The 21746-nt window shown below is 39.7% G+C and carries 22 protein-coding genes and 2 pseudogenes; all 24 read right to left on the bottom strand.

Features of this window, described 5'->3' with window-relative positions:
* Positions 1–16: 16 nt before the first annotated feature.
* The 24 genes and pseudogenes from CCC70_RS14980 to CCC70_RS15090 all read right to left on the bottom strand — a co-directional run bounded on the left by CCC70_RS14980 (position 17) and on the right by CCC70_RS15090 (position 21655).
* Positions 17–1606: an AAA family ATPase gene (locus CCC70_RS14980; RefSeq protein WP_287085173.1), complete on the bottom strand. Its 1590-nt coding sequence runs from the start codon at positions 1604–1606 to the stop codon at positions 17–19.
* A gap of 177 nt (positions 1607–1783) precedes the next feature.
* A complete protein-coding gene (locus tag CCC70_RS14985) occupies positions 1784–2281 on the bottom strand; it encodes a hypothetical protein (RefSeq protein WP_287085174.1) in 498 nt (165 codons plus the stop codon).
* 3 nt (positions 2282–2284) lie between these two features.
* Entirely contained in the window at positions 2285–2503 is a 219-nt protein-coding gene (locus CCC70_RS14990) for a hypothetical protein (protein ID WP_287085175.1), read from the bottom strand.
* A 15-nt stretch (positions 2504–2518) separates the two neighbouring features.
* Positions 2519–2902: an SMU1112c/YaeR family gloxylase I-like metalloprotein gene (gene gloA2 / locus CCC70_RS14995; protein WP_287085176.1), complete on the bottom strand. Its 384-nt coding sequence runs from the start codon at positions 2900–2902 to the stop codon at positions 2519–2521.
* Between the two features lie 104 nt (positions 2903–3006).
* Positions 3007–3399, bottom strand: a complete 393-nt coding sequence (locus tag CCC70_RS15000) for a pyridoxamine 5'-phosphate oxidase family protein (RefSeq protein WP_287085177.1) — start codon at positions 3397–3399, stop codon at positions 3007–3009.
* Positions 3400–3450: 51 nt separating this feature from the next.
* A pseudogene (locus tag CCC70_RS15005) lies at positions 3451–3789 on the bottom strand (hypothetical protein); the annotation flags it as partial.
* Positions 3790–3848: 59 nt separating this feature from the next.
* A complete protein-coding gene (locus tag CCC70_RS15010) occupies positions 3849–4394 on the bottom strand; it encodes a hypothetical protein (protein WP_287085179.1) in 546 nt (181 codons plus the stop codon).
* 431 nt (positions 4395–4825) lie between these two features.
* Entirely contained in the window at positions 4826–5437 is a 612-nt protein-coding gene (locus tag CCC70_RS15015; RefSeq protein ID WP_287085180.1) for a VanZ family protein, read from the bottom strand.
* Between the two features lie 6 nt (positions 5438–5443).
* Positions 5444–6346 carry a sugar phosphate nucleotidyltransferase gene (locus CCC70_RS15020; protein WP_287085181.1) on the bottom strand — a complete coding sequence of 301 codons (903 nt, stop codon included), beginning with the start codon at positions 6344–6346 and terminating at the stop codon, positions 5444–5446.
* A 22-nt stretch (positions 6347–6368) separates the two neighbouring features.
* Positions 6369–7352: an acyltransferase family protein gene (locus CCC70_RS15025; protein WP_330577235.1), complete on the bottom strand. Its 984-nt coding sequence runs from the start codon at positions 7350–7352 to the stop codon at positions 6369–6371.
* A 170-nt stretch (positions 7353–7522) separates the two neighbouring features.
* Positions 7523–8557: an NAD-dependent epimerase/dehydratase family protein gene (locus CCC70_RS15030; RefSeq protein ID WP_287085183.1), complete on the bottom strand. Its 1035-nt coding sequence runs from the start codon at positions 8555–8557 to the stop codon at positions 7523–7525.
* Positions 8558–8568: 11 nt separating this feature from the next.
* Complete coding sequence (locus tag CCC70_RS15035; protein ID WP_287085184.1) at positions 8569–9291, bottom strand: IspD/TarI family cytidylyltransferase; 723 nt, start codon at positions 9289–9291, stop codon at positions 8569–8571.
* Between the two features lie 62 nt (positions 9292–9353).
* Positions 9354–10544, bottom strand: a complete 1191-nt coding sequence (locus CCC70_RS15040; protein WP_287085185.1) for a CDP-glycerol glycerophosphotransferase family protein — start codon at positions 10542–10544, stop codon at positions 9354–9356.
* Positions 10534–11958 carry a lipopolysaccharide biosynthesis protein gene (locus CCC70_RS15045; RefSeq protein WP_287085186.1) on the bottom strand — a complete coding sequence of 475 codons (1425 nt, stop codon included), beginning with the start codon at positions 11956–11958 and terminating at the stop codon, positions 10534–10536. The genes CCC70_RS15040 and CCC70_RS15045 overlap by 11 nt, the downstream gene beginning before the upstream one ends.
* A 30-nt stretch (positions 11959–11988) precedes the next feature.
* Positions 11989–13218 (bottom strand): O-antigen ligase family protein, encoded by a 1230-nt coding sequence (locus CCC70_RS15050; protein ID WP_287085187.1) that lies wholly within the window; start codon positions 13216–13218, stop codon positions 11989–11991.
* A 24-nt stretch (positions 13219–13242) separates the two neighbouring features.
* The gene (locus CCC70_RS15055) at positions 13243–14214 is read right to left on the bottom strand and encodes a glycosyltransferase family 2 protein (protein ID WP_287085188.1); all 972 of its coding nucleotides are present in this window, start codon (positions 14212–14214) and stop codon (positions 13243–13245) included.
* A 121-nt stretch (positions 14215–14335) separates the two neighbouring features.
* The gene (locus tag CCC70_RS15060; protein ID WP_287085189.1) at positions 14336–15040 is read right to left on the bottom strand and encodes a glycosyltransferase family 32 protein; all 705 of its coding nucleotides are present in this window, start codon (positions 15038–15040) and stop codon (positions 14336–14338) included.
* 39 nt (positions 15041–15079) lie between these two features.
* The gene (locus CCC70_RS15065) at positions 15080–15775 is read right to left on the bottom strand and encodes a glycosyltransferase family 32 protein (protein WP_287085190.1); all 696 of its coding nucleotides are present in this window, start codon (positions 15773–15775) and stop codon (positions 15080–15082) included.
* A 9-nt stretch (positions 15776–15784) separates the two neighbouring features.
* Positions 15785–16045 (bottom strand): acyltransferase, encoded by a 261-nt coding sequence (locus CCC70_RS16770; RefSeq protein ID WP_442859738.1) that lies wholly within the window; start codon positions 16043–16045, stop codon positions 15785–15787.
* 271 nt (positions 16046–16316) lie between these two features.
* Positions 16317–17498, bottom strand: coding sequence for a radical SAM protein (locus CCC70_RS15070; protein ID WP_287085191.1), 1182 nt, complete (start codon positions 17496–17498; stop codon positions 16317–16319).
* Positions 17491–18540: pseudogene (locus CCC70_RS15075) on the bottom strand (acyltransferase family protein). Before CCC70_RS15075 ends, CCC70_RS15070 begins: the two are co-directional and overlap by 8 nt.
* Entirely contained in the window at positions 18537–19508 is a 972-nt protein-coding gene (locus tag CCC70_RS15080; protein ID WP_287085192.1) for a glycosyltransferase, read from the bottom strand. The pseudogene CCC70_RS15075 and the gene CCC70_RS15080 overlap by 4 nt, the downstream one beginning before the upstream one ends.
* Before the next feature lie 53 nt (positions 19509–19561).
* Positions 19562–20437, bottom strand: a complete 876-nt coding sequence (locus CCC70_RS15085) for a glycosyltransferase family 2 protein (protein WP_287085193.1) — start codon at positions 20435–20437, stop codon at positions 19562–19564.
* Positions 20438–20455: 18 nt separating this feature from the next.
* Positions 20456–21655 (bottom strand): glycosyltransferase family 4 protein, encoded by a 1200-nt coding sequence (locus CCC70_RS15090; RefSeq protein ID WP_287085249.1) that lies wholly within the window; start codon positions 21653–21655, stop codon positions 20456–20458.
* Between the last annotated feature and the right edge of the window lie 91 nt (positions 21656–21746).

The raw sequence follows: 21746 nt of genomic DNA on the forward strand, positions 1-21746 counted from the left end.
CAATTATGTTCCAAAGTCACTCTTTTTCATATTTTTCAATTAAACATTGATGTTCCTTGCTGGTTTTATCATAGTTAATCCCAACAAGCAGGATTTCACCTGTGTAATCCAGAATTGAAGAAGGATATTTTTTATCTTTAATCTGCCTCACGGCAGTCTGGGCATTTTGATTCCACTTCAGCTCTACGATCAACGCCGGATAAGAAGAACAGTACTCTATCTTCGGGATAAACACGAAATCAGCAAATCCACGGCCTGTCGGCAATTCCCGGACAGGTTTAAAATAGTACTGCATTGCACTTAAATATGCAATTGCCAAAACACTGCTCAACGAGTTCTCATTGTTATATTGAATGGAAGACGCATACTCGTTGTGGATTTTTTCAATCTGAGCAGCAACTTCTACTCCATCCATGTCCAACGTAGCATCAAGTAAATGTTCTGAATTTTTCTGGAATTCCAACATCTCATTCCACTGCTTACTTCCAACAGCAGCTGTAAGTTCTTGTCGAATCTCTTCGTTCGGCACAAAGGCAGTCTTTAATTTAGGGTTATATCCAAAATAGCCCAGGTGAATCATGTAGGTTAACACATCATCCTTACTTTTGATGCTTACCGTATCGTTCTTAAAGGTTGCTGTGTTTACTTTAACCTCTGCACCAGAGATCATTTCAATAATAGCTGTTTTCAAACCACCATAATTCATGTTGATCAGCGGAACAATGGCATCATAAGAAGCTGTTTCTGACCAATAGCTCTTAAATTCACCTCGAAGCATCACGCCGACAACTGCTCGTGGATTATAAACCTGATGACCATTCAGCAGATATCCATCATACCAACGCTTTACCTCATCGAAATCCTGATGATATTCTTCTGCCAGTTTCTGCACTTCATTCTCAGTAAAACCAACATACGGCGCGAGACTGCCTGGGCTCAGCATAGAAAACTCATCAAAATTATTCAGAGCTGACTGTGTTTTTTCCTTCTTTATGGGAAGAATACCTGTAAGGTACGCCAGTTGAATATACTTTGTAGGTTCTATTCCTTTGAACATTCCTCGCAGGAAATTTATATAATCTTCCTGTGCTTTTTTATTGGCCGCCTCATCACGAATCAGTACATCCCATTCATCAATGATAACAACAAACTTCTGTCCCACCTTATCTTTGATTCTTGAAAGTGCATCCGGCAAGCCAGATACTTCAAGTGGCAGAACATCCGGATAAACTTCCCGCAATTCATCCAGAACCGCCTCCGTGACATGCTTCACTATATTATCCGCATCATCACAGTTTGCCAGAAACCACTGAATATCGATATGGATCACATCATACTTGTTAAGATGCTTTTTGAAGTCGGCCTCCCTGCTTATCTGCAATCCAGAAAACATCTGCTCAGAATCTGCGCCTTTGCTATAATACGCAGCCAACATATTAGCTGCATAAGATTTTCCGAACCGGCGCGGCCGACTATTGCAGATATAAGCATTTGTTGTATCAAGAACACTGTTTGTGTACTCGATCAGGCCAGTCTTATCCACATATATTCTGGAGTTAAGAGCAACCTGAAATGCACTGTTGTCCGGGTTCACAAATCTTCCCATGCTATTCAGACTCCTTTCTGAAGCTGTTCCTCAAGCACGAGGTTACAACTCACCTGTTTTATTTTGATTTTATCATTTCATAGAGCAAATAACAAGTTGATGGCTGTTTTACTTTGTGCAACATATGCAAATCCCACTCGAACAGTACGCTCTTTCCCGGTTCTGTCAACCATTATTTCATTTTGATCTCGCTGTTATACGAACATCTGCTGATCCTTCTTCTGTTGTGGCATTCCTCCACCGCTTCATCGCTCTGTACCTCCGCTGCCGTTCAGCTCCAACACTGATCTTATCTGCCGGTGCTGTACCTGGAAAATACACACCCTTTTTGTACGGAAGATATGAGGTAACAGAGGACCTGGACAGGCCAAGAGCATTTGCAGTTGAAAGGACAGCAGCTTTATAATCCTGTGTTTTTCTGAAATCATCAAAGGTCTCCTGCACCTTCTCCGCCACATCCGATACATACACACCGGCCGTGATAAGCAGCTTCCGAACCTTGATCGGATTCAGCCCCAGCTCATCTGCAATGGCCTGCAAAGACATCCCGGCATCATAAAGCACAACAGCCGGATTCATCAGCTCCTTAAGAATCTTCCCGGCATCATACTCCGGCTTAGATTTCCTGCGGCCACCGCCAGGCTTTCTTGGTTTATACGCTCTTTTCTCACCCATAGATCACAAAACCAGCTCATACATTTTGAAGGTCATCTCGCCGCCATCTGTCAGAACATACAGTTCCTTCTTATCAATACTGTTATGCAGCATTTCATCAGAAGGATGGATACCCTTCTTCCAATGTGGAAACGATGGATCATCCTGCTCCTGATCGATTAGCTCCCAGTACAGAGATTTAATATTGTCAAAATCATCTTTTACTGCCTTACGAAATATCATTTGCTCCATTTCCTCTTACTCATGCAGCTCCAGCGGCAGTCCGTCCGGGTCATGAAAAAATGTCATCTTCTTGCCGGTAAAATCATCCACACGGATCGGCTCACATTCGATTCCGACCTCCGCCAGCTCTTTCACCGTCTGCTCCACACTCTCCACACAGAAAGCAAGATGACGCAGACCACAAGCCTCCGGACGGCTCACCCGCTTCGGTGGATTTGGTTCTGCAAAAATCTCCAGCTCCGTGTGTTCATCGACACACAGATCCAGCTTCCAGTCCCTGCGCTCCGGACGGTAGTTTTCTCTGATAACGGAGAAGCCAAGCTTGTTTACGTAGAAATCCTTGGCGGTTTCGTAGTCAGATACGATGATTGCAATATGATGTATTTTGGATAAGTTCATTTTTCTCACGCTCCATTTCTTTTATTTCCGTTACAAACTATACATCAACCTTCAAAAATTACCGTGTGAACTTCTGGAGTTCAGTTTGTCCACACGGCATATCATCAAAACTTGATCACTTTCGGCTCATGAGTGAAAGAACTAATGGTAGCCACACCATTCTTGAAGTAGAACACCTCAGTGTTTCCATCATCTGCGGCATACATCTTCTTCAGTGCCGGATAAGCATCCAGCATAGATTCTCTCGCCTCAATGCGGTCATCCTCTACCAGTTCTCCGGCAACGCGAATCCACTCGCCGCCTTTGAATGCACACAACTCTGCTTTCGGATTGGCATGCAGCTGCTTGGAAACATCCTTCTTCTTGCCAGTCTGAATATACAGCTTACCATCAAAAATATGTGCCGTGCCAAACGGACGCACTCTCGGCTGGTCGCCTTCGACCGTTGCCAAGTAATATGTTTCAGCTTCTTTTAAGAACTTTACAATCTCTTCCATTTAATTCTTTCCTTTCCCACACGGTCGTGTGTGTTTTATAGCTTTATGGTTTTATTTCAGTTTTTCGAGGATCTCGTCCGCGCTCATGCCGCTGGCTAATAATCTCTTAACCACACTCTCAGCTTCAGCCTTCTTAGCTTCTTCAGCGGCCTTAGCATCTGCCTTGGCCTTCTTCGATTCCAGGGATGCCACTTCTTTTTCGGCCTTCTTCAGAGCAGTCTTCTTCTCTTTCAGTGTGTTCTTCTGCTCTTCAATCGCTTTCTGGATGGATGCGATCTCGGTATTCAGAGACGCAATAGTCTCCTGCTTCTCTGCAATTTGAGATGCATAGTCTTTGGTGATATTGGTTTTGGGACGGTTTTTGCTGCCTTTCGTTCTGGGCATAGGTGATGACCTCTTTCCTTTTGTAGTTGTTTAAGTATAGCACAGTGTTGAGTATAGGAGCAATCTTATGGCAGTATAATTCCTTTAGACAGAAGATATGCCTTAAAAGCACCATACAATACAGGAATTCCAGCTGTCGCACCAGCCACCGCAATATCTCCGCCCTTATCTTTAACATATTCCCAAAGAGGATGTGTCTCGTCTATCTCTTTCTTTATCAAGTTCATCAGTTCTTTTTCAACCTGAACTCCATCCTCGCCAGAAGCAAAAATATCCTGCAGTATTTCTAGCTGTTTTTGACCGGTTTCCAATTGTTTTTGCAATGTTTCATTTGCTTTTTCCAGCAATTCAATATGTGACGATTGCTGGTCAATCATCTTTTCCAAACGTTCATTAGTCACATCTGTATTATGTGCTGTGCGCTCCATTGCTTCTTGCATCCGTTTTCTATTCTGATATGCTTGCTCGCCCACTTCTTGAGCCTGACGCATCATACGGTCCTGTTCTGCTGCAATACTTTCTGCAATCATTCTTTGCGGTTGTATACTAGCATTAAATTTTGAAATCATGTCAGGCGTAAGTGGGGTTCCAAATTTGAAATCATCTGCCATTAATCTTCTCCTATATATGTAAACATCCTTGTAATAATCTATTAGCGGGGTCCAGAGGTACGGCCTCTAGGTGTAGTTTCGTTTATTAGCGCTTTATTCTTCGCTTAGCTGTTTTGTTCATGTAAGTGTTGGCTACGAACCCCAAATACACCCGTAGGGAATCCCATCTGAACCCACATATACGTTACAATCAGACTGTTCATCACAGCACCTCCATCAATCTCAATGTCTTTGACAAATCCTTTGGTTTCGAATTTTAACTTCATGCAACTCAGCCAAGTTCCAAATAAAACAATAAGCGACAAATTTATTCTTCACATCTTCGCCAATCATAATAGATCGTTGCCTGCTGCTCACCACGAAGAGGTGTGTGATTATTACGAGCAGCGTAGGGAACTTCCGCTCCCAGTATATCACAATTTCAACTCTTTTTACAGACACTTTCTTGCCTTCATCACCGCACAATACATCAATCCGCCGATCACTCCGCCGACTGTGTTATAGAAGATGTCTGATAGCTGGAACGTTCCCAAGCGAAGCAATAACTGTAGCATCTCAATGCTTATCGAAAAGATAAATGCAATTTTCCAACTTTGCCATAAAATCTTCTTCCAGCTGTTTCCAATCTTCTCTCCGAATGTCCACATTACTACAACAGAAAATGGCATCATCATGATTACGTTCTCGATGCACTCGGTGGTCAGCTTCTGTTCACCGTTCACTGTCTCCCAGATGCCCCAGCCACCCATGACATCGGATAAAGGATTCATCCACAGCTGACGGTTTAACAGGGTTCGGAACAGAATAAGTGAGGTCACAAAAGCTAAGAAAAACAGCTTCCGAAAGAACACACTCTCCTTAAATTTCTGATACCAGGTCACCACGGCACTCTTCCAGCCTTTTCCTGCTCCAATAGATTCATAAGCATATAGATAGAAAAACATAGCTAGGAAAGAAAGAAGGAGTGAGAATCCAAACGGCTCATAGAGAGCAGTCAGGATGTTTGTGATGATCTTTCCGAGTAAATCAATCGTTTCTTTCATCGCAGTTTACAGATCACTGAACAAGTCAGCCTTGTACACGCCGTTCTCCAACATCTTCTTAAAGCTGTCCTTTACTGCTGCGACATCTTCGTGATAGGTCATACCATACCAGGTATCGTTGGTCTTTAGAACCTTCACAGACATCTTGCCCTGCTCCAGCAGTTCACCGATGAAGATTGGGATCAGATACTCTGCTTTCAGAGGATTGCCCGGTACTTCCTTCTCGAAGAACTCCTTGAAACCATTTTCCAGCACATCCAGAAAATCAAGAGTCAAGCCCCACATATTCATGGAGACCAGAGAATTCACATCAATCACTTTTCCGTCTGCTTCTGCCCCAGTTGCAGTCTTCACGATATTCTTTGTTTCCACAACCTCAGTCAGATTATTCTGGTCGTCCATCTTGCAGATACCACGAGTCACACCGCCATTATCAGACAAAGTGTTCTTCAGCACAAAACCTGCCATACAGGACTTGCCGCCATTCACCAGATACTCATGGACGGTCTTGAAGCCTTCTTTGCCATAGTAATCATCTGCATTAATCACGATGAACGGGGTATCAATCATATTTTTAGCAGCAAGCACGGCCTGACCGGTTCCCCACGGCTTTGTCCTGCCTGCCGGCAGAGTTCTCGGGATATCATTGATATCTTGGAAAGCATAGTCAACAGTTACATTATGAGAAGAGCAAATGGAGGCAATGCGATCACCGATTACCTCTTTGAACTCTTTCTCGATATCCTTGCGGATGATAAATACTACATGATCGAAGCCTGCCTCAATCGCATCATGGATTGAGTAGTCCATAATGATATGGCCAGCATCATCCACCGGCTCCAACTGCTTGATTCCTGTTCCGAAGCGGCTACCGATACCAGCAGCCATGATAAGTAATGTTGTTTTCATAATTTTTACTCCATTCACACATTCATGTTGCCATTGGCCCAAATAATGTTCTTAACAATTTACAGTTCTTGAATTTTCCTGTATTCAAAACATAAGCTAATATATTTGTCACAATACAACAAAAAGCAAAGCCTACCCATCCGTACATTTCCTTATTTACTGTGATATTAAGTACGAAGAAAACAATCATATGTGTATAATACATAATCGTACTTGTGCGTCTAAAATAAATTCCATTTCCGGTGGCCTTAACCGAAATAACAAGTAAGAAAAACGTTATGCACATAATCATTTTTATCGGGAGAAAAGAAGTAAATGCTACTATCAAGTACGATGCAATAAATATGGCTAATAAATAAATTCTACCAATATGATATTCGCTTTTAGCAATTAGATTACCCAATAAAATATAATATACGCCTGAGAAAATGCGTCCTTTTCTTATGGTCTTCCCAACCAATAAAGAAAATGTCACAACCACATTATTAGTCGTATTGAGATTAACTATATAATCTGTAGCAAAGTGCATAAACACACAAAAGAAAATAATAATAATACTATAAAAATTAAATTTCTTTGTTTCTTTTTGACTTTCCACCAATAATTTGAGAATTGTTAAGCCATATACTGCCGACAAAAGGTACCATAAAGGCCATGAATAATAATTTTCTCCTTGAAAAAACACATTTCTAATAAACTGAACAAATGATTTTACAAATCCATCTCCGGCCTTGTAGAATCCCAAAATCGTCAATGGCAAATATACAATCGTCCAGATAACATAATATCTTATTACTTTCTTCTGTTGTCTTTCTACTAACACATCATCAAATTCTTTTTTGTTTTGAATTTTTCTTCCAATCAAGTAACCAGTTGAGAGAAAAAAGAAAGGTACTGCAATAGAAACAGCTACTTCATACAATATGTAAATAATGTTGTTATCAATACCCTTTAAAGGAGTCGTATGAATCGCTATAACACAAAATGCCATTATATATTTCATCACATCTATTGCATATAAGTCTCTGCTCTGCTCTGCTCTGCTCTGCTCTGCTCTGCTCTGCTCTGCTCTGCTCTGCTCTGCTCTGCTCTGCTCTGCTCTGCTCTGCTCTCAAGATTATGTCCTCACTCATGTCTATAGTCAACTGCAATTATTCCACATTAAGTGGATAATTTTTAATCGTGGTCCCATGCTATTTCTTTGAGAATTTCAACGGTATGTCTTAATCCTTCATCTACAGAAAAAGTATCTTTGTATCCCAATTTTTTCAATTTACTATTATCTAATGCTGAATTCCTCATAGGGTTGAAAGCCTTCACTTCATCTTCAGTTGGCTCAGTTGCGGTCAAAGTAACCGAGCCTGCATCTGCATATATTTCTGCCATCTTCTTAATTGTTATGACATCATCATGTCCAACATTATATGCTTGGCCTTTTTCACCCTTCATCAAAGCAGTCAAAATCTGAATGGCACAATCTACCGAGTAGCAGTATGATCTTTTTTGTAATCCACTGCTTTTCATTTCAAGTTTTTCACCATGCGCCGCTTTAAAAGCAAAATCTGATGAAATTCTCCGATCATTTCTTTTGGCCGAAGGCCCATATATATGACCCGGTCTTACAATTATTGTATCAACATTATACTCAGAGGAGTATGCTTTACACATCATTTCTGCTGCTCTTTTTGCAATTACATAAGAGGATCGTATGCTATCTATATCTACTTCGCCATATATTCCCTCTACAAAAGGTTTTTCTGTCCTTTTTTTACCATATACTTCACTTGATGAAACATAAAGCAATCTACCAGAATTTCTGCCTTTTAGATATTTAAGCAAGACCTGAACACCATTAAGGTTAGATAAAAGTGTTTCTACTGGCATCGAAGTATAAAGATCAGGGCTAGCAAGTCCTGCACCATGAATTATATAATCTGGATTAAATGAAAAGTCGAAATCAGAAAGAGCATCGTAATGAACATATTTTACTGCGTCGATACCACCAAACCTTTCCCCAAAATGTTGTTCACTTCTCGCACCCACATAAATTGTTGCATTACACCCAATAAGTAGCACATCAACAATCGCAGAGCAAATTAAGCCAAGTCCTCCAGTAATAAAAATACTTTTATTATTCAATTCACTTATATCTGTATTTGAAATTGCTTTTTTTAAATCATCTCTATACCTCTTGGATTCTAAAAGTCTCATTTGTCTCTCCCTTACTTTTTAATCCAGTCATCATTCTTTGCGCTCAGCAATGCCTTAAAAATTTCAATATCCTCAACTGTAGTAATCTTAATATTTTTTTCTGATCCTTTAGAAAAATAAGTAGTGTAACCGTACTTTTGCATCAATGAGCACGATGCCGCCATATTACTAACGCCATCAGCAATAGCTCTTTTGTGTGTATCCCAAAGTTCATTAAATCTATAAGAGTGCGGTGTTTGAGTTCTCCACAATTCATCTCTATTTAGTGCTGCATTAGATTCAATACCATCCTTGGATACAAATACAACTTCTGTGGTTGGAATAACTGTAACTGCAGACCCATACTTTTCTTGTTTAACAAGATTATCCGTAATGACATCTTGAGGAAGCATCGGTCTATTTCCATCATGGATAATCACTACAATGTCATCTGTTGATTCATTATCCTGCTTAATTGCCTTTAATCCATTGTATATCGACTCTTGACCAGTCGCTCCGCCTGTTACAATCCTTTTGAGTTTAGTAATATTAAACTGTTTTGCATATGCTTCCAGCACAGCACTCCATCCATCAAGACAAGAAACATATATTTCATCAATACTGGGATGTTGCTGAAATGCTTCTAATGTATAAATGATTATAGGCTTATTCTCCACTGTAATGAACTGTTTGGGTAAATCTTGGTGTGTTCTCGTTCCTGTACCACCAGCTGTTAAGATTGCAATAATAGACATATTTCTTCCTTTCAATTATATAAAAATAGATACACTGAATACACAGCAGTACCTCATAGTTGTTAAACCATATGATTTAGTATCCAATCACATACACGCTTTGACGAATGGCCATCACAATATGTTGGATATTTGGAATAAAAAGAGCTAATATTGTCTTTATATTCTTTTTCATCATATTTCTGAATCACATTGATCAATTCATTATTACTTGTTGCAAATGGAAATGGAAACTCATAAAACTCTGGAATGAATCCCCTTTTCTCTTCGTACTCCTTGTAGTCCAATGCACACACAAAAGCTGGTTTATCAAGCATTGAAAAATCAAACAATGTCGAAGAATAATCAGAAATAACAGCATCACAAACCAAAGCCAAATCCTGCATATTAGGATAATCAGTACCATCTAAAATATTTTCTGAAAAACGAATTTTTTCCTTTTGAAATGCTACATTAGGATGAAGTCTAATAATTATTTTCGTTTTTTTCTTCATTCTAATTTCAAACGCTTTAATAACTCTTTCAAAATCGATATTATAGCCTTCCGTTGAAAAATCATCCCTAAAAGTGGGTGCATAAAGCACATAATAAATCTGACTATTGATAAAAAGTGTATTCTTTAAGCAGTCAATTTTAGACGAATTATTTTTATCTCTTTCTATTACATCATTTTGGGGAAAACCAAATCGCAAGATTTCAGTATCAGGATTTAACCAAAATGCACGCAAATATATCTGCTCTTGCAAATAATTATCCGCAATAATTGCGTCTGTAATCGAACCATCATACTTTGCCTCTTTAACATATTCTTTTGGAAGTAGATTTTCTGCATCCTTTTCTATTCTTTTAGCTCCCATACTTCCATGCCATGTTTGCAGATAAATCTGCTCAGTTCTTTTCTTGATTGGATGATAGTGTCTAACATTATCAACCCAAATTTGCGCGGTAGCACGTTCAAACAATCCTCTAATTGACTCATTATCAACCAGCCTAATATTATTGGGAAATAGCTTTCTTTCTTCATCAGGCATGAAATTATCAACAAGCCAAATCATATCAAGACCTTTAACATTAGACACCGAAATGGCTTCCGCAATATATTTGGGATTTCCTCCATAGCCTTTTCCACAAAAGTTATCAAATACAATTTTATTCTTTGCTATTGGTAAAATTCTAAATAAATTTTTTAAAGCCGGGAGTGCAACCACATTATATAGTTTTTTCTTAATCTTAATTATTACTTTATTTTTCATATTTTCTTCCAAGCCTATTTAAAATTGGTTCAACAATTGTTTTTGCTAGTTCTTTGTTACTGTAGGCACACCACAAAAATAGGAAAAATAGGATCAAAATATTAACCCACATTCCTCTCATATAATATCCTATAGATACCACAATAAGAGCTATACTCGCCTGAATAAGAAATTCTTTCGGGTATACCAGCTTCATAAATTTCTTTACATTCTTTGTTCTTACGCAGACAATAACAACATAAGAGATAAGTGTAGACATTGATGCCGCATAGAGCCCAATAAATTTAATAAACACAAAATTCACTATAAAATTAACAACCGCACCAATTACCGTTGTTTTTCCAATTATTCCAGATTCTTTGTATGCGGTGAATATTCCGCCCAACAATGAACAAATCGAATTAAAGAAAATAGCAATAAGAAGAATATATACGTGTGCATATGCAGAATGGTACGCTTCACCAATTAGTATATTGAAAAAGAGGCTCATACAGCATATAATTCCAATGCATATGCACGCAAATAAACGAATGCTCTTCTCGAACATACTATTTATAAACTCATCCTGTTTCTTATCACCAACACTTCTTGACAACGATTCAATCCACGCAATGTTATATACGTTAAATATTGTTGTATATATAGATGGAATTTTATTTGCTGCCGCATAAATTCCATTTCCGCTTGCACCAATAAAATAACGAATCAACAGACGATCAGATGTATTCGCAATCCACCAGGATATCGCATTGGGAATCAACGGAAGGCTGTACTTTAACATTTTCTTTAGTTCTTGAAGTGAAAATGTCGAAAGTTTCAGGTACCTCCATAATTTTTGTTTGCAAATTCCAAATACGGCAGCAATTAAGGCGGCTATCGTCGATGCAATTAAAATGGAATCGCCTTTCATTCCCATAAAAAGAATCATGACAACATTAGAGATAAGCGAAACTACTGTCATGATAAAACTCATGATTGAATAGGTTCCATTATTGCCGAATCCTCTTATAATGTTTTGAACGATTTCTAATAAAGCCGAAGATGCAAAGTTTAATATAAACAGTTCACAATACTGAATATTAAATTTAAAATTTAAAATCCATACAACAAATGAAAATAGAATAACATTTACAGATTCAACGAAAATTCCTGTTGTAATTACAGTAGTTTTTTCTAAATCTTCCTTCTTCTCAATAATAAATCGAAATACTGCAGAACAAAGCTGTAATGTAACAAATGGCATGGCAAAAAGTGCTACCGTTTGCAATACATCTACTGTGCCATAATCCTCCGTCGTAAGAACTGCGGTATACAATGGCAGCAGAAAAAACGAAAAGACTTTAGATGCCAACGTGCCAATTGCTAATATACCTGTATTTTTTATCAGTGATTTTTCTCTATCTTTTACTTCCATTTAATCTCCACCAAATTAGTATATGAAAATTCAAGCACTAATCTCTGCAGAATCATTTTTAGATTCTAGGTCATTAACCAGCAACAAATATACAACAAAGAAGCATAAATTGAAGTTTTCTGCAGATAACATATTGTCAAAAAAATTAATAAATAAGTATAGGCTTGCTATTGCAAAATACCGCCAACCATTTTCCTCATTTTTATCTTTAATAAAACGATTTACACGAAGTAAGAAAAAATTAACAAGATAATAAAGCATCGGAAGGCATCCCCAACCAATATAAGCTCTAAGGATATCATTGTGGATATTTGTCGCAGCTGTGACATGCATCTCACGCATTGTTTTCGTTGCACTCATAATATTATCCGTATATGCAATTCCTCTTCCCCAGTAGAAAGGACTTATTTCATATGTACTCGAAAAGTAATTCCAAAAAGTAAGACGAGACATATCATTGATCCCATATTTATACAATAGTGCTTCAAAAACACCAGTCTTAATCAATATCAAATATCCAAAAGCCGCAGCAATATAAAAGGAAAAAATGATTTTTAATAAAGTCAGTCTTTTTTCCTTAAATTTGTGGAAAAGAAAATATACCAACAACGTAACTGCCAGTCCAAGATATAGTGCCCGTTTATCGCCAAAAAAGATACCAAGCATTAAGATCAAACAAATTTTAGTTTTAAATTTCTTGTCATACTTATCACTCAGTAAGTAGTATAGGAAAAACAATCCCATACAATATGTTAAATTATGTACTTCCAGAGATATGCCATTTACTTTATTGTTAGAAAAATGCAAAAGGATTCCAAATCCGCCATAATAAATATATCTAATAAAAACGGTTGAATACGAAATTAGGCCACTTATAATTAACAATCTTGGTGTATCATTTCTAAACTTTCTGACTGAATAATAGGCTGTCAAAAAAGGAACCACATAATAAAAACACCTCATGATAGATTGTTTCCAATCGCTCGGGTTTGTTGTATGATATACTGCAATGGATGTGTACACCGAAATCATAGTAATAACAATCATCGGCGTACAAAAAGCATTAAACTCATTTATTGATTTAACTCTTATTTTTCCAAATCCTTTGTCAGCCACAAACATATAGAATAATCCCAGCATAGCCAAGGGGATTTGTAATGCTCGTGCCGAATTAGAATAGAATATGCTGTGTGTAACATTCAGAACAAAAATCATGTAAATCACAAAAATTATTTTGCTTCGATTAATCTGTATTTTCATTGCTTAATATCCAACCTCCTTTCTTCATAAAAAACTAGAATAGCTTGCAGCAGGAATTAGATAGAACAAAGTGTAAAAAACACGTTTTTTTGTTCCCAGATTTGCATTCTTATTATAGCGTTTGTAATCTCTTCGGAAATTCCGAATAATTTTTTTCCTCTCAATTTTGTAGTTTTCAAAGGTATTTCTATTTTTTTCCATTTCGCTATACATAATCACATAATTTCTAAAGTGCGCATTTATAGCCAACTCAAACAAATGGGTTTCTCCGACCTTCTCAAAAAAATGACAGGCCTCTCGCGTCGCATCTATCATTACAAGTCTTTTTATATTAAACGAACTTGTCATTATGCTTGCTTCTCGTTGCCTATAGAAGTATTCACTTGCGTTACAGAATACAATTTTGGGGGCTGCGTATATCAGTTTGTAGGTTGTAAACGTATCTTCATGAATCTTTCCAACCGGATATTCAATCTTATTCTCCTTAAATAATGCTGTTCGATACAGCTTTCCCCAGGCAACGAATTCCATGCCGTGTTTTTGTGGATGATACATTTCCTCAAGACATTTTACATTATCAAACACTTCTATATTTGTTTCTTCCTTTTCTATGCCTGTATCATCAATCACGGCTTTGTAATCACAAATACTAATATCTGCTCCCACACTTGTCGCCGATGAATAGAGCTTCTCAAGAAAGTTAATCCCCACATAATCGTCGGAATCTATAAAGGTTATCCATTCGCCTGTTGCGATTTTTAATCCTTCATTTCGAGCGTCAGATAATCCACCATTTTGTTTATGAATTACTTTTATTCTTGAATCTTTATTTTTATATTTATCACAAATCTGTGAGCATTTGTCTGGAGATCCATCATCTACCAAAATTAATTCTATATTTTTATATGATTGTTCTATTATGCTATCTATGCATTTCACAAGGTATTTTTCCACTCTGTATATCGGAACAACCACTGTAATTAATTCTTCCTCCATGCAATGCCTCTCCTTTTCTACTTTTCCTTAAAGGTCTTATAGGTTCAATATGCGCTTACCTGCTTCAAGCATTCTTTTCATAAATGCACCTATGCCCTCTTCTTTCAACACAATCCATGCATCATAGACTTTCAAGCCATATTTTCCACATTTCGTATAAATATTCATTCTTTTCTGAACTTGCTTTTTTTTCAGCCTCAGTTGTCCAGCTTCCGGCGTAATGATGAATTGAATATGTATTTTTCTTTGTCTCTGCTGTTCCATCGCTCAGCAACATAGGGCAAAAGTAATCTGAAGAAAAAATCTTTACATCTCCCAAATCTTGAGTTTGATCCACTCTCTTAAGCCCAAACATTTCCAAAACATCTGTCGTAATTACCGGACAAGGCGTAAGATCTAACGTTTCATCCTCATTAGTAAATTGTCGCGTCAAATAACTTTCAAGATTTGCTTTAATAACCGGATTTCCTTTTTCTCCACCAAATCCAAGTCCTGTTGCCACAAGACGACCTCTTTCAAACCCCTTAAAAGCATGTTCTATTAATAAATCATCAAGACTTTTTACAAGTTCGACATCTGTATCCAAATAGATTCCGCCTTCAGAATACACAATGTCCAAACGTGCAACGTCTGACACAAATGCCCATTTCTTCTTTTCGTATGCCTCACGGCAAAAAGGATACTTTTCAAAATTATAGTTACTCTCATCCCACCGTTTTATTTGGTAATCTGGGCAAAATTCCTTCCAACTTTGAATACATCTTTCCACATACTCTGGGAGTTCATTGCCACCAAACCAGCAATAATGAATCACTTTAGGTATCATGTTAACCTTCCTTTTTGCAGAAAGGTTACAGTTGCTACTTCAGTGAAACAAAACTATGATTCGATGTAGTTTCTTTTTTATCGCATCCTTAAATTTCCTAGATGGGCTATGCCACGATGCCGAAAAATGATGAACACAACATGTCTCACTCACAATTTCAGTTTTTCCTGTATATCCATTGTATGCCGTAAAATACCAAGACGGATATATAGTCAAATCACCAATTGCCTGTACCTTATCTGCCAACTCAATATTATACTTTTTCTTTATGAGATCGGCCAAAATCTGCGTATTAGACATACTTGCACTTTGAGATGAGAAGCTGTTATTCTGATAATATTCCAACATCTCATAACAGATTTCATGTTTCGGCGCAAATGCAAGAAATCCCGTTCCTATCGTTTTATATTCGTCTTCAACGCCAAGAATTGCCGACTTTCCTTTTAATAGAGATGTAAAATCTTTTATCACTTCGACATCAGTGTCGAGATACACCCCCCCACATTCATATAAAGCATGGATTCGAGCAACATCGCTTACAAAAGCCATCTTGCCAGCCTGTATAGCTTCTTTTGCGTAACTGTACTGATCAATCGGGAAGTTACTTTCATCCCATTTCATCACTTTATAATCCGGAAAATTTTTCTTCCATGTTTCAACATATTTTTTATACTGTTCCGGCAACGGTTTTCCACCGAACCAACAGTAATGAATAATGTGCGGTATCTCCTTCATCGTTTTTCCTCACTCTGTTTTCGCTATGTTTTTTATCACCCTCGTCGGACTCCCAACCGCTACGCAATAGTCCGGCACATCTTTAGTAACCACTGAATTGGCCCCAATAACGCAATACTTCCCAATTTTCACATTGCCTACTATCACTGCATTGATTCCAATGTAAGAACCTTCTCCAATGGAAACTCTCTGACCTCTTTGTACAATTCCTTGATCAATCACCGGAATCTTTATGTTGCGGTATTCATGATCACAATCAGTTATGTACACATTTGGCGACAGGAGAACTTTTTCCCCAATTTCCAAGGAGTTGGCAATGGAAATTCTGCATCGTTCACCGATTTCAGAGCCCTTGCCGATTCTTACCGTCCCCCCGACCAGATTTGGGCAAAAGGTCGTACGGTCACACCATCTTCTAATACAATATTACTTTTTCCTTTTAAAGTGCAATTCTTTCCGATGTAGATGTTTTTCCCTGCTTGGACTTAAAATCGCTTTGCTTGTATTTTTCCAAGTAAACCTTTTACTGCCGCTTTTATCATTACTTCGTCTCCATCTGCTGTGCAATATCAGCATCCACGATTTCCTCGCCGGTCTTATGCTTCAGCTGCTCTTTGGATGCTTCACTCAGGCCATTGTTGATCACGCAGTTCATATCGCAGGTGCTGCACTTGTCCAGATCCTCTTTGGTGACTTTGCCATCCCGGTAGTCACGACAGATCTTCAGCTCGTACATACTGTATGGATGCTTGGTAAACAGCGCCTTGAACTTGTGAACCAAAACCCAAGTGGCGGGCTTCCAGATATACTTGTGCATAGCCGGGCTGACAGAACCAATCATCCAGCAGTCACGGTCGCAGCAACGAACCTTTGCACGAACCTTCTCTGCTTCCGGGCTATTCCACAGTTCATCCCAAGACTGATTGTTTAGGTTGCCCATGACCTCTTTATCCTTGGTGCCATTGCAAGGCATGACATCGCCATACGGGTCAATGAAGAAGGTATCAAAACTCATATCGCAAGGCAGCAGACGCTTCTGGCCATAGATGTAGTTGATTAGACCGTGGTTAAAGTAGGCACGGAACCATTTCTTCGGGCTGTTGCTGCGGAGCAATTCATTGACCAGATTCTCAAAGTTTTTTGCAACCATCGGACGATCGTGGATGATATTCTTAGCCTCAACAAAGTAGAAGCTGTTGTGCAGAGAGGCGGTAGCAAACTCCATGCCCATCTCGTCGGAGATCTTGTACAGAGGAACAAGGTCAGGAGCATTCTTGTCTTGAACGGTCATACCGAAACCGACATCCTTCATGCCCATCTCACACAGTTTCTTCAGCGTGCCATAACCACGCTGGTAGCCATTCTGCAGGCCGCGAATCTCGTTGTTGGTCTGCTCCAGACCTTCGATAGAGATACGAATACCGATCTGAGGGAACTCTTTGCACAGGTCAACGATACGGTCAGTGAAGAAACCGTTGGTCGAAATAACGATACGGTCAGACTTCTTGTACAGTTCGCGCACGATATCCTTCAGGTCGGTACGGATGAACGGCTCGCCACCGGTAATATTGGTGAAATACATCTTCGGCAGTTTCTTGATGGTCTCGATGCTGATTTCCTCTTCCGGCTTGGAAGGTGCTTTATATCGGTTGCACATAGAGCAACGAGCGTTGCAACGGTAAGTGACGATGACAGTACCATTTAATTTCTTTTCTTCAGACATGATTAACTCTCCTATTGTTTACTCTCTCTTTTAAGAATGTTTCGACTTTATTTAAGAACCACTTGGCACATACCGAGAACACAACTGAACCGCAGATGACTGCAACAGCTGTGAAAATATATGCGAGCAGACCGTTTCCAAATAGATGAACAAGGTGCAATTTTTCAAGCACACGATAAATTACCATGTGGCACAGGTAAATCTCGAAGCAGATACCACCGAGGAACTTGGCGACTGGATTGACCAGTACCCCCCGATTGCATCCGAGGGTATAGACCAGTGCTACCACACAGAAGAACAATATTGTGAGCGTAGAACCACCTAATGTAAAATACGCAACTGTGGCAATTAGCAGAATTGCTCCGGCGATGACCTTGTACTTTGATGCAAACTTGGCCAGTTTCTTCCGATAGAGGAAAATCAGGCCCCCGGCGATAAAATAGATTGCACAGTACAGAATGTTTGTCCTTGCACTAAAATTCACTGCCACTCTATCTGCAATGTGGCTTTCATCAAAGAAATATGTACTGCACACAAAGTTATAGATTGCAGCGCAGATAAATGCCAACTATGCGCGTTTCTTGTTTTCCAGCAGGAAGCAGAAAAATGGAAACAGCAAGTAAAACGCAAAAATCACTGCCAGCGTCCAACTCACACCTATAACCGATATATTCATATTCGGCAAGAGTCCTTGACAGAGTGTCAGGTTTACAAAAACCTCATACAGCGCACTTTTACTAGGTGACATTACGAAGTCCAGCACACAGAGCAATGCGAAATATGGCCAGATCTTGCTGTACCGTTTTTTGTAAAAATCCGCCACACCGATTTCCTGATCCTTGAATTTCTGGTAATAGCCACAGCACATACCAAAACCGCTGACCATCATAAAAAGGAAAACGAGGTTTGTGAAAGATGGTATCAGTTTCTGAAACACAAACCCGTTCAATCCGAACTTGCCATTTGCCAAAATGTGCATCAGTGCAATTCCTAATATGGCATATGCCTTCAGACCATCTATTCCTTCATATCTTTCTTTCATCCCGCAAGCATCCCCCTCAATGTCTTTGCATATTTTTCCTCTGAACACTCACTTTCAAGGAAACTCTTAAACTTTGCCGCACTAACATCAGCTTCTTCTCTATTCTGCAAATAGTACTGGATTTTATTTTTCCAATCTTCAATATCCCTTCCACACAAAGCACCTCTGCCATCGGCGAAATACTCCTGTGTAGTTACCGTATCCGACGTAATCGCCATTTTCCCATTGGCGGCTGCCTGATAAAAAGCAATCAATCCAGCCGGTGCTTCCGTATCCAACGGTGTAACTACCAACTGTGACTGACACATGAACTCAAGGAATTCCTGCTCAGGAATATCAGACTTCACCACCATATTTTTGCCAAAGTTCTCTTTGTACTCTTCATACTTATCCTTCGGCATAACACAGTTGAATGTAACTTCCGGCATCGCCTGTGCAATTCTAATCAAAAACTCCCAGTCGCGACCGTTCTGGCCGTCGCAGAACACGGTATTCGGATTAACTTTTCCTTCATATTCAATGCTATAACCACCATGATAGGTGTCATGCAGCAGCGTGTACCTCTTATGGATTCCGAGCATTTCATTCAAATGCTCACCGTACTTCTTGGAAGTCACAGTTGCCTGAACCTTTCTCGATTTCAGCATTGGCTTATATAAAAACTTTGCCAGCTTATTTTTTGCAGTTGCTTTATCTTTGAGCAGGATATTTAGCGCAATAATCTTTCTATTTTTGAACTGTACTTTACACAAACACCAGCACAAAACTGCCATGAAGTCGTACCAGCATATGATAGTGTCACCCTCCGTCGACTGCTTGATCATATCCTTGCAAGCTGCCAGCATTTCTTTGGTGGAATTACATTTCTGTGGAGGATAAATCTGCCGAATCTCGGCTGTTTCATAGCCGTTCAGAAATGTCATATTCTGTTTATCCGCTGGGTTATCGAATAACATATAAATCGCCATATCGTTCCTCTGTTTCCAAAGAAAACGACATGACCACTTATCCTCTCAGATCGTCAGACACTTTTTGACCATCTGTGATAAACAAGCATACTGGGCAATGCTGCACACACAGCCAATCCCTTGTATGGAGCCTTTGCTATAAGTTGCTTTTCTCCTGCAAATTTTCCATAAACAAGGTATTGAACCGCACCCTTCAATCGGTATTTCAGCTTCAGTTTAGGCCGCATGAACTCCTTTGCTCGTTCCATACAGCCGTATGGTGAGCGAATATTGTTTTTTCTTCTGTTCTTCGTCAGTCCGTCCTCCAAGTAGTTGCCTACATAGATTGCTCGATTTATATGAACCATCTGGTATTTCATGGCCATCCGAATCCACACGAGATCCTCTCCCAGAAACTTTTCATTTCTGTACTCTGGAAACGGAAACTCTTTCAGACATCTTGTATAAAAGACTTCTGCCTTGTCTGCCTGCGTATCGTCCGCGTTGATTCGACATTCAATGTATGTTCCCACTTTCTCATCCGGCTCAAATGGCTTTCCATTGATGTTTCCGTCCGGGAATCTTCTCAGGAAGGAATAACCACACAGGTCTTTTCTCTCCTTATATTTTTTGTGGTACTGAAGAGTCGTTTCGATTGCGTCCGGCACAAGCGTATCATCAGAATCAACAATAAAGGTCAGTTCCGAGGTTATCTGTTTCACACCAACATTCAGTGCCGTGTGCTTGCCACCGTTTTCTTTGTATATGTACCGCATCGGAAATTCGGCTTTTTTCCGCATCTCCTCTGCTATTTTTTTAGTGTCATCTGTACTTCCATCGTCAACCAGAAGCCATTCAAAATCCTTTATAGTCTGCTTCTGTAATGACTGATATAGGTTATTCAGTGACCCCCCCCGATTAAATGTGGGGGTCAGCACTGTTACAATCATCGTTCTCCCTCCTGTAACTTACTGATACACCTTCATAATTTTCTCGTAATACTCATCAATGGTATCGAAGCTGATGTCCTTACAGTTCGCACTGTACTCCGCACACCGCTTCTTATCACCCCAGAGCTTCTCGATCTTCTTCTTCAGATCTTCAGCATTTCCGCTTTCAAACAGCTCACCAGTCTTGCCAACCTGAATCAACTCCGGGATGCCACCAATGTTCGCACCCAGCACCGGTGTGCCATACATCTGGGATTCCATTACGGAGAACGGACAGTTCTCATACCACTCGGACGGGTAGATAGAGAAGCGTGCCTCACGGATAAGCTTTTCCAGTGCCTCGCCTTTCTGGAAGCCAACATTCTTGATGTTCTTAATACCATTTACCGTCTCTTCCAGAGGACCGATGCCGGCGAAGATAAACTGCACATCCGGCAGTTCTTTACAGACCTTGATGAGCGTGCCGATACCCTTCTCCTCCGAGAAGCGGCCGAAGTAGAGGACGTAATCCTTCTTCGGAGTCTCTTTCCACTCCACCTTATCGATGAAGTTGTGCATTGCCACGGTCTTTGTTGCAAACAGCGGGTTGCTGTCCATCTTGCTCTTCATGAACTCGGAGCAACAGATCATGGTGTCAATGTACTTATAGGTACCTTTCCACTTCCAGAACTCCGCTTCCATCATGCCGATGGCTGACTTCGCCGTTGAGCCGTGGATGCACTTGTCTTTCATACAGTTCACGAAATGGCCGCCGAGGCACTTCTCACAGTTCTGGTGAGTATTCGGATTGTTCAGCATGTGGTTCGGGCAGACCAGCTGGTAGTCATGTGCCGTGAAGATGATTTTACAATCTCTTCCGGTCTCCTTACGCCACTTCACGATTTCCAGAATGATGGAAGGTGTCAGCTGGTAGTTAAAATTGTTCAGGTGACAAACATCCGGCTTGAAGTCATCTAGTACTAGTCTTAATTTTTCTCTTGTTTCCTTGCTGTAGATAGTTTTGATCGGGTAGGTCAGTTTGCTCAGTTTGCTGCCACCGTGGAAGTCCATATCAGATGTATAAGCATTGACACGGTTACCCACGCAGCGGCCTTCGTGCTCCATACCGAAGTACTGAACCTCGTGTCCGTGCTGCTCCAGTGCCTCACCCAATTTGAATATATACGTCTCACTTCCGCCGTTTCGGTGCAGAAATTTATTCAAAATCAGCGTCCTCACGTTGTATTTCTCCTTAATTCTATGTTCTATTTCACTACCTCTGTTCAGATGAAGCACTTCCAATGTGTTGTTCATAAACCAGAGTGCTCCA

This window comes from Blautia sp. LMAG:89, from assembly GCF_008679485.1.
Taxonomy (GTDB): domain Bacteria; phylum Bacillota; class Clostridia; order Lachnospirales; family Lachnospiraceae; genus Blautia_A; species Blautia_A fusiformis.

What these genes read in the sequence shown, in the direction of transcription:
- CCC70_RS15055 (WP_287085188.1), bottom strand. Translation starts at nt 14,214, where the DNA reads ATGGAGGAAGAATTAATTACAGTGGTTGTTCCGATATACAGAGTGGAA.
- CCC70_RS15015 (WP_287085180.1), bottom strand. Translation starts at nt 5,437, where the DNA reads ATGAAAGAAACGATTGATTTACTCGGAAAGATCATCACAAACATCCTG.
- CCC70_RS15000 (WP_287085177.1), bottom strand. Translation starts at nt 3,399, where the DNA reads ATGGAAGAGATTGTAAAGTTCTTAAAAGAAGCTGAAACATATTACTTG.
- gloA2 (WP_287085176.1), bottom strand. Translation starts at nt 2,902, where the DNA reads ATGAACTTATCCAAAATACATCATATTGCAATCATCGTATCTGACTAC.
- CCC70_RS14990 (WP_287085175.1), bottom strand. Translation starts at nt 2,503, where the DNA reads ATGATATTTCGTAAGGCAGTAAAAGATGATTTTGACAATATTAAATCT.
- CCC70_RS15030 (WP_287085183.1), bottom strand. Translation starts at nt 8,557, where the DNA reads ATGAGACTTTTAGAATCCAAGAGGTATAGAGATGATTTAAAAAAAGCA.
- CCC70_RS15040 (WP_287085185.1), bottom strand. Translation starts at nt 10,544, where the DNA reads ATGAAAAATAAAGTAATAATTAAGATTAAGAAAAAACTATATAATGTG.
- CCC70_RS15020 (WP_287085181.1), bottom strand. Translation starts at nt 6,346, where the DNA reads ATGAAAACAACATTACTTATCATGGCTGCTGGTATCGGTAGCCGCTTC.
- CCC70_RS14985 (WP_287085174.1), bottom strand. Translation starts at nt 2,281, where the DNA reads ATGGGTGAGAAAAGAGCGTATAAACCAAGAAAGCCTGGCGGTGGCCGC.
- CCC70_RS15065 (WP_287085190.1), bottom strand. Translation starts at nt 15,775, where the DNA reads ATGAAGGAGATACCGCACATTATTCATTACTGTTGGTTCGGTGGAAAA.
- CCC70_RS15070 (WP_287085191.1), bottom strand. Translation starts at nt 17,498, where the DNA reads ATGTCTGAAGAAAAGAAATTAAATGGTACTGTCATCGTCACTTACCGT.
- CCC70_RS15035 (WP_287085184.1), bottom strand. Translation starts at nt 9,291, where the DNA reads ATGTCTATTATTGCAATCTTAACAGCTGGTGGTACAGGAACGAGAACA.
- CCC70_RS15010 (WP_287085179.1), bottom strand. Translation starts at nt 4,394, where the DNA reads ATGGCAGATGATTTCAAATTTGGAACCCCACTTACGCCTGACATGATT.
- CCC70_RS15080 (WP_287085192.1), bottom strand. Translation starts at nt 19,508, where the DNA reads ATGGCGATTTATATGTTATTCGATAACCCAGCGGATAAACAGAATATG.
- CCC70_RS14980 (WP_287085173.1), bottom strand. Translation starts at nt 1,606, where the DNA reads ATGGGAAGATTTGTGAACCCGGACAACAGTGCATTTCAGGTTGCTCTT.
- CCC70_RS15085 (WP_287085193.1), bottom strand. Translation starts at nt 20,437, where the DNA reads ATGATTGTAACAGTGCTGACCCCCACATTTAATCGGGGGGGGTCACTG.
- CCC70_RS15060 (WP_287085189.1), bottom strand. Translation starts at nt 15,040, where the DNA reads ATGATACCTAAAGTGATTCATTATTGCTGGTTTGGTGGCAATGAACTC.
- CCC70_RS15050 (WP_287085187.1), bottom strand. Translation starts at nt 13,218, where the DNA reads ATGAAAATACAGATTAATCGAAGCAAAATAATTTTTGTGATTTACATG.
- CCC70_RS15045 (WP_287085186.1), bottom strand. Translation starts at nt 11,958, where the DNA reads ATGGAAGTAAAAGATAGAGAAAAATCACTGATAAAAAATACAGGTATA.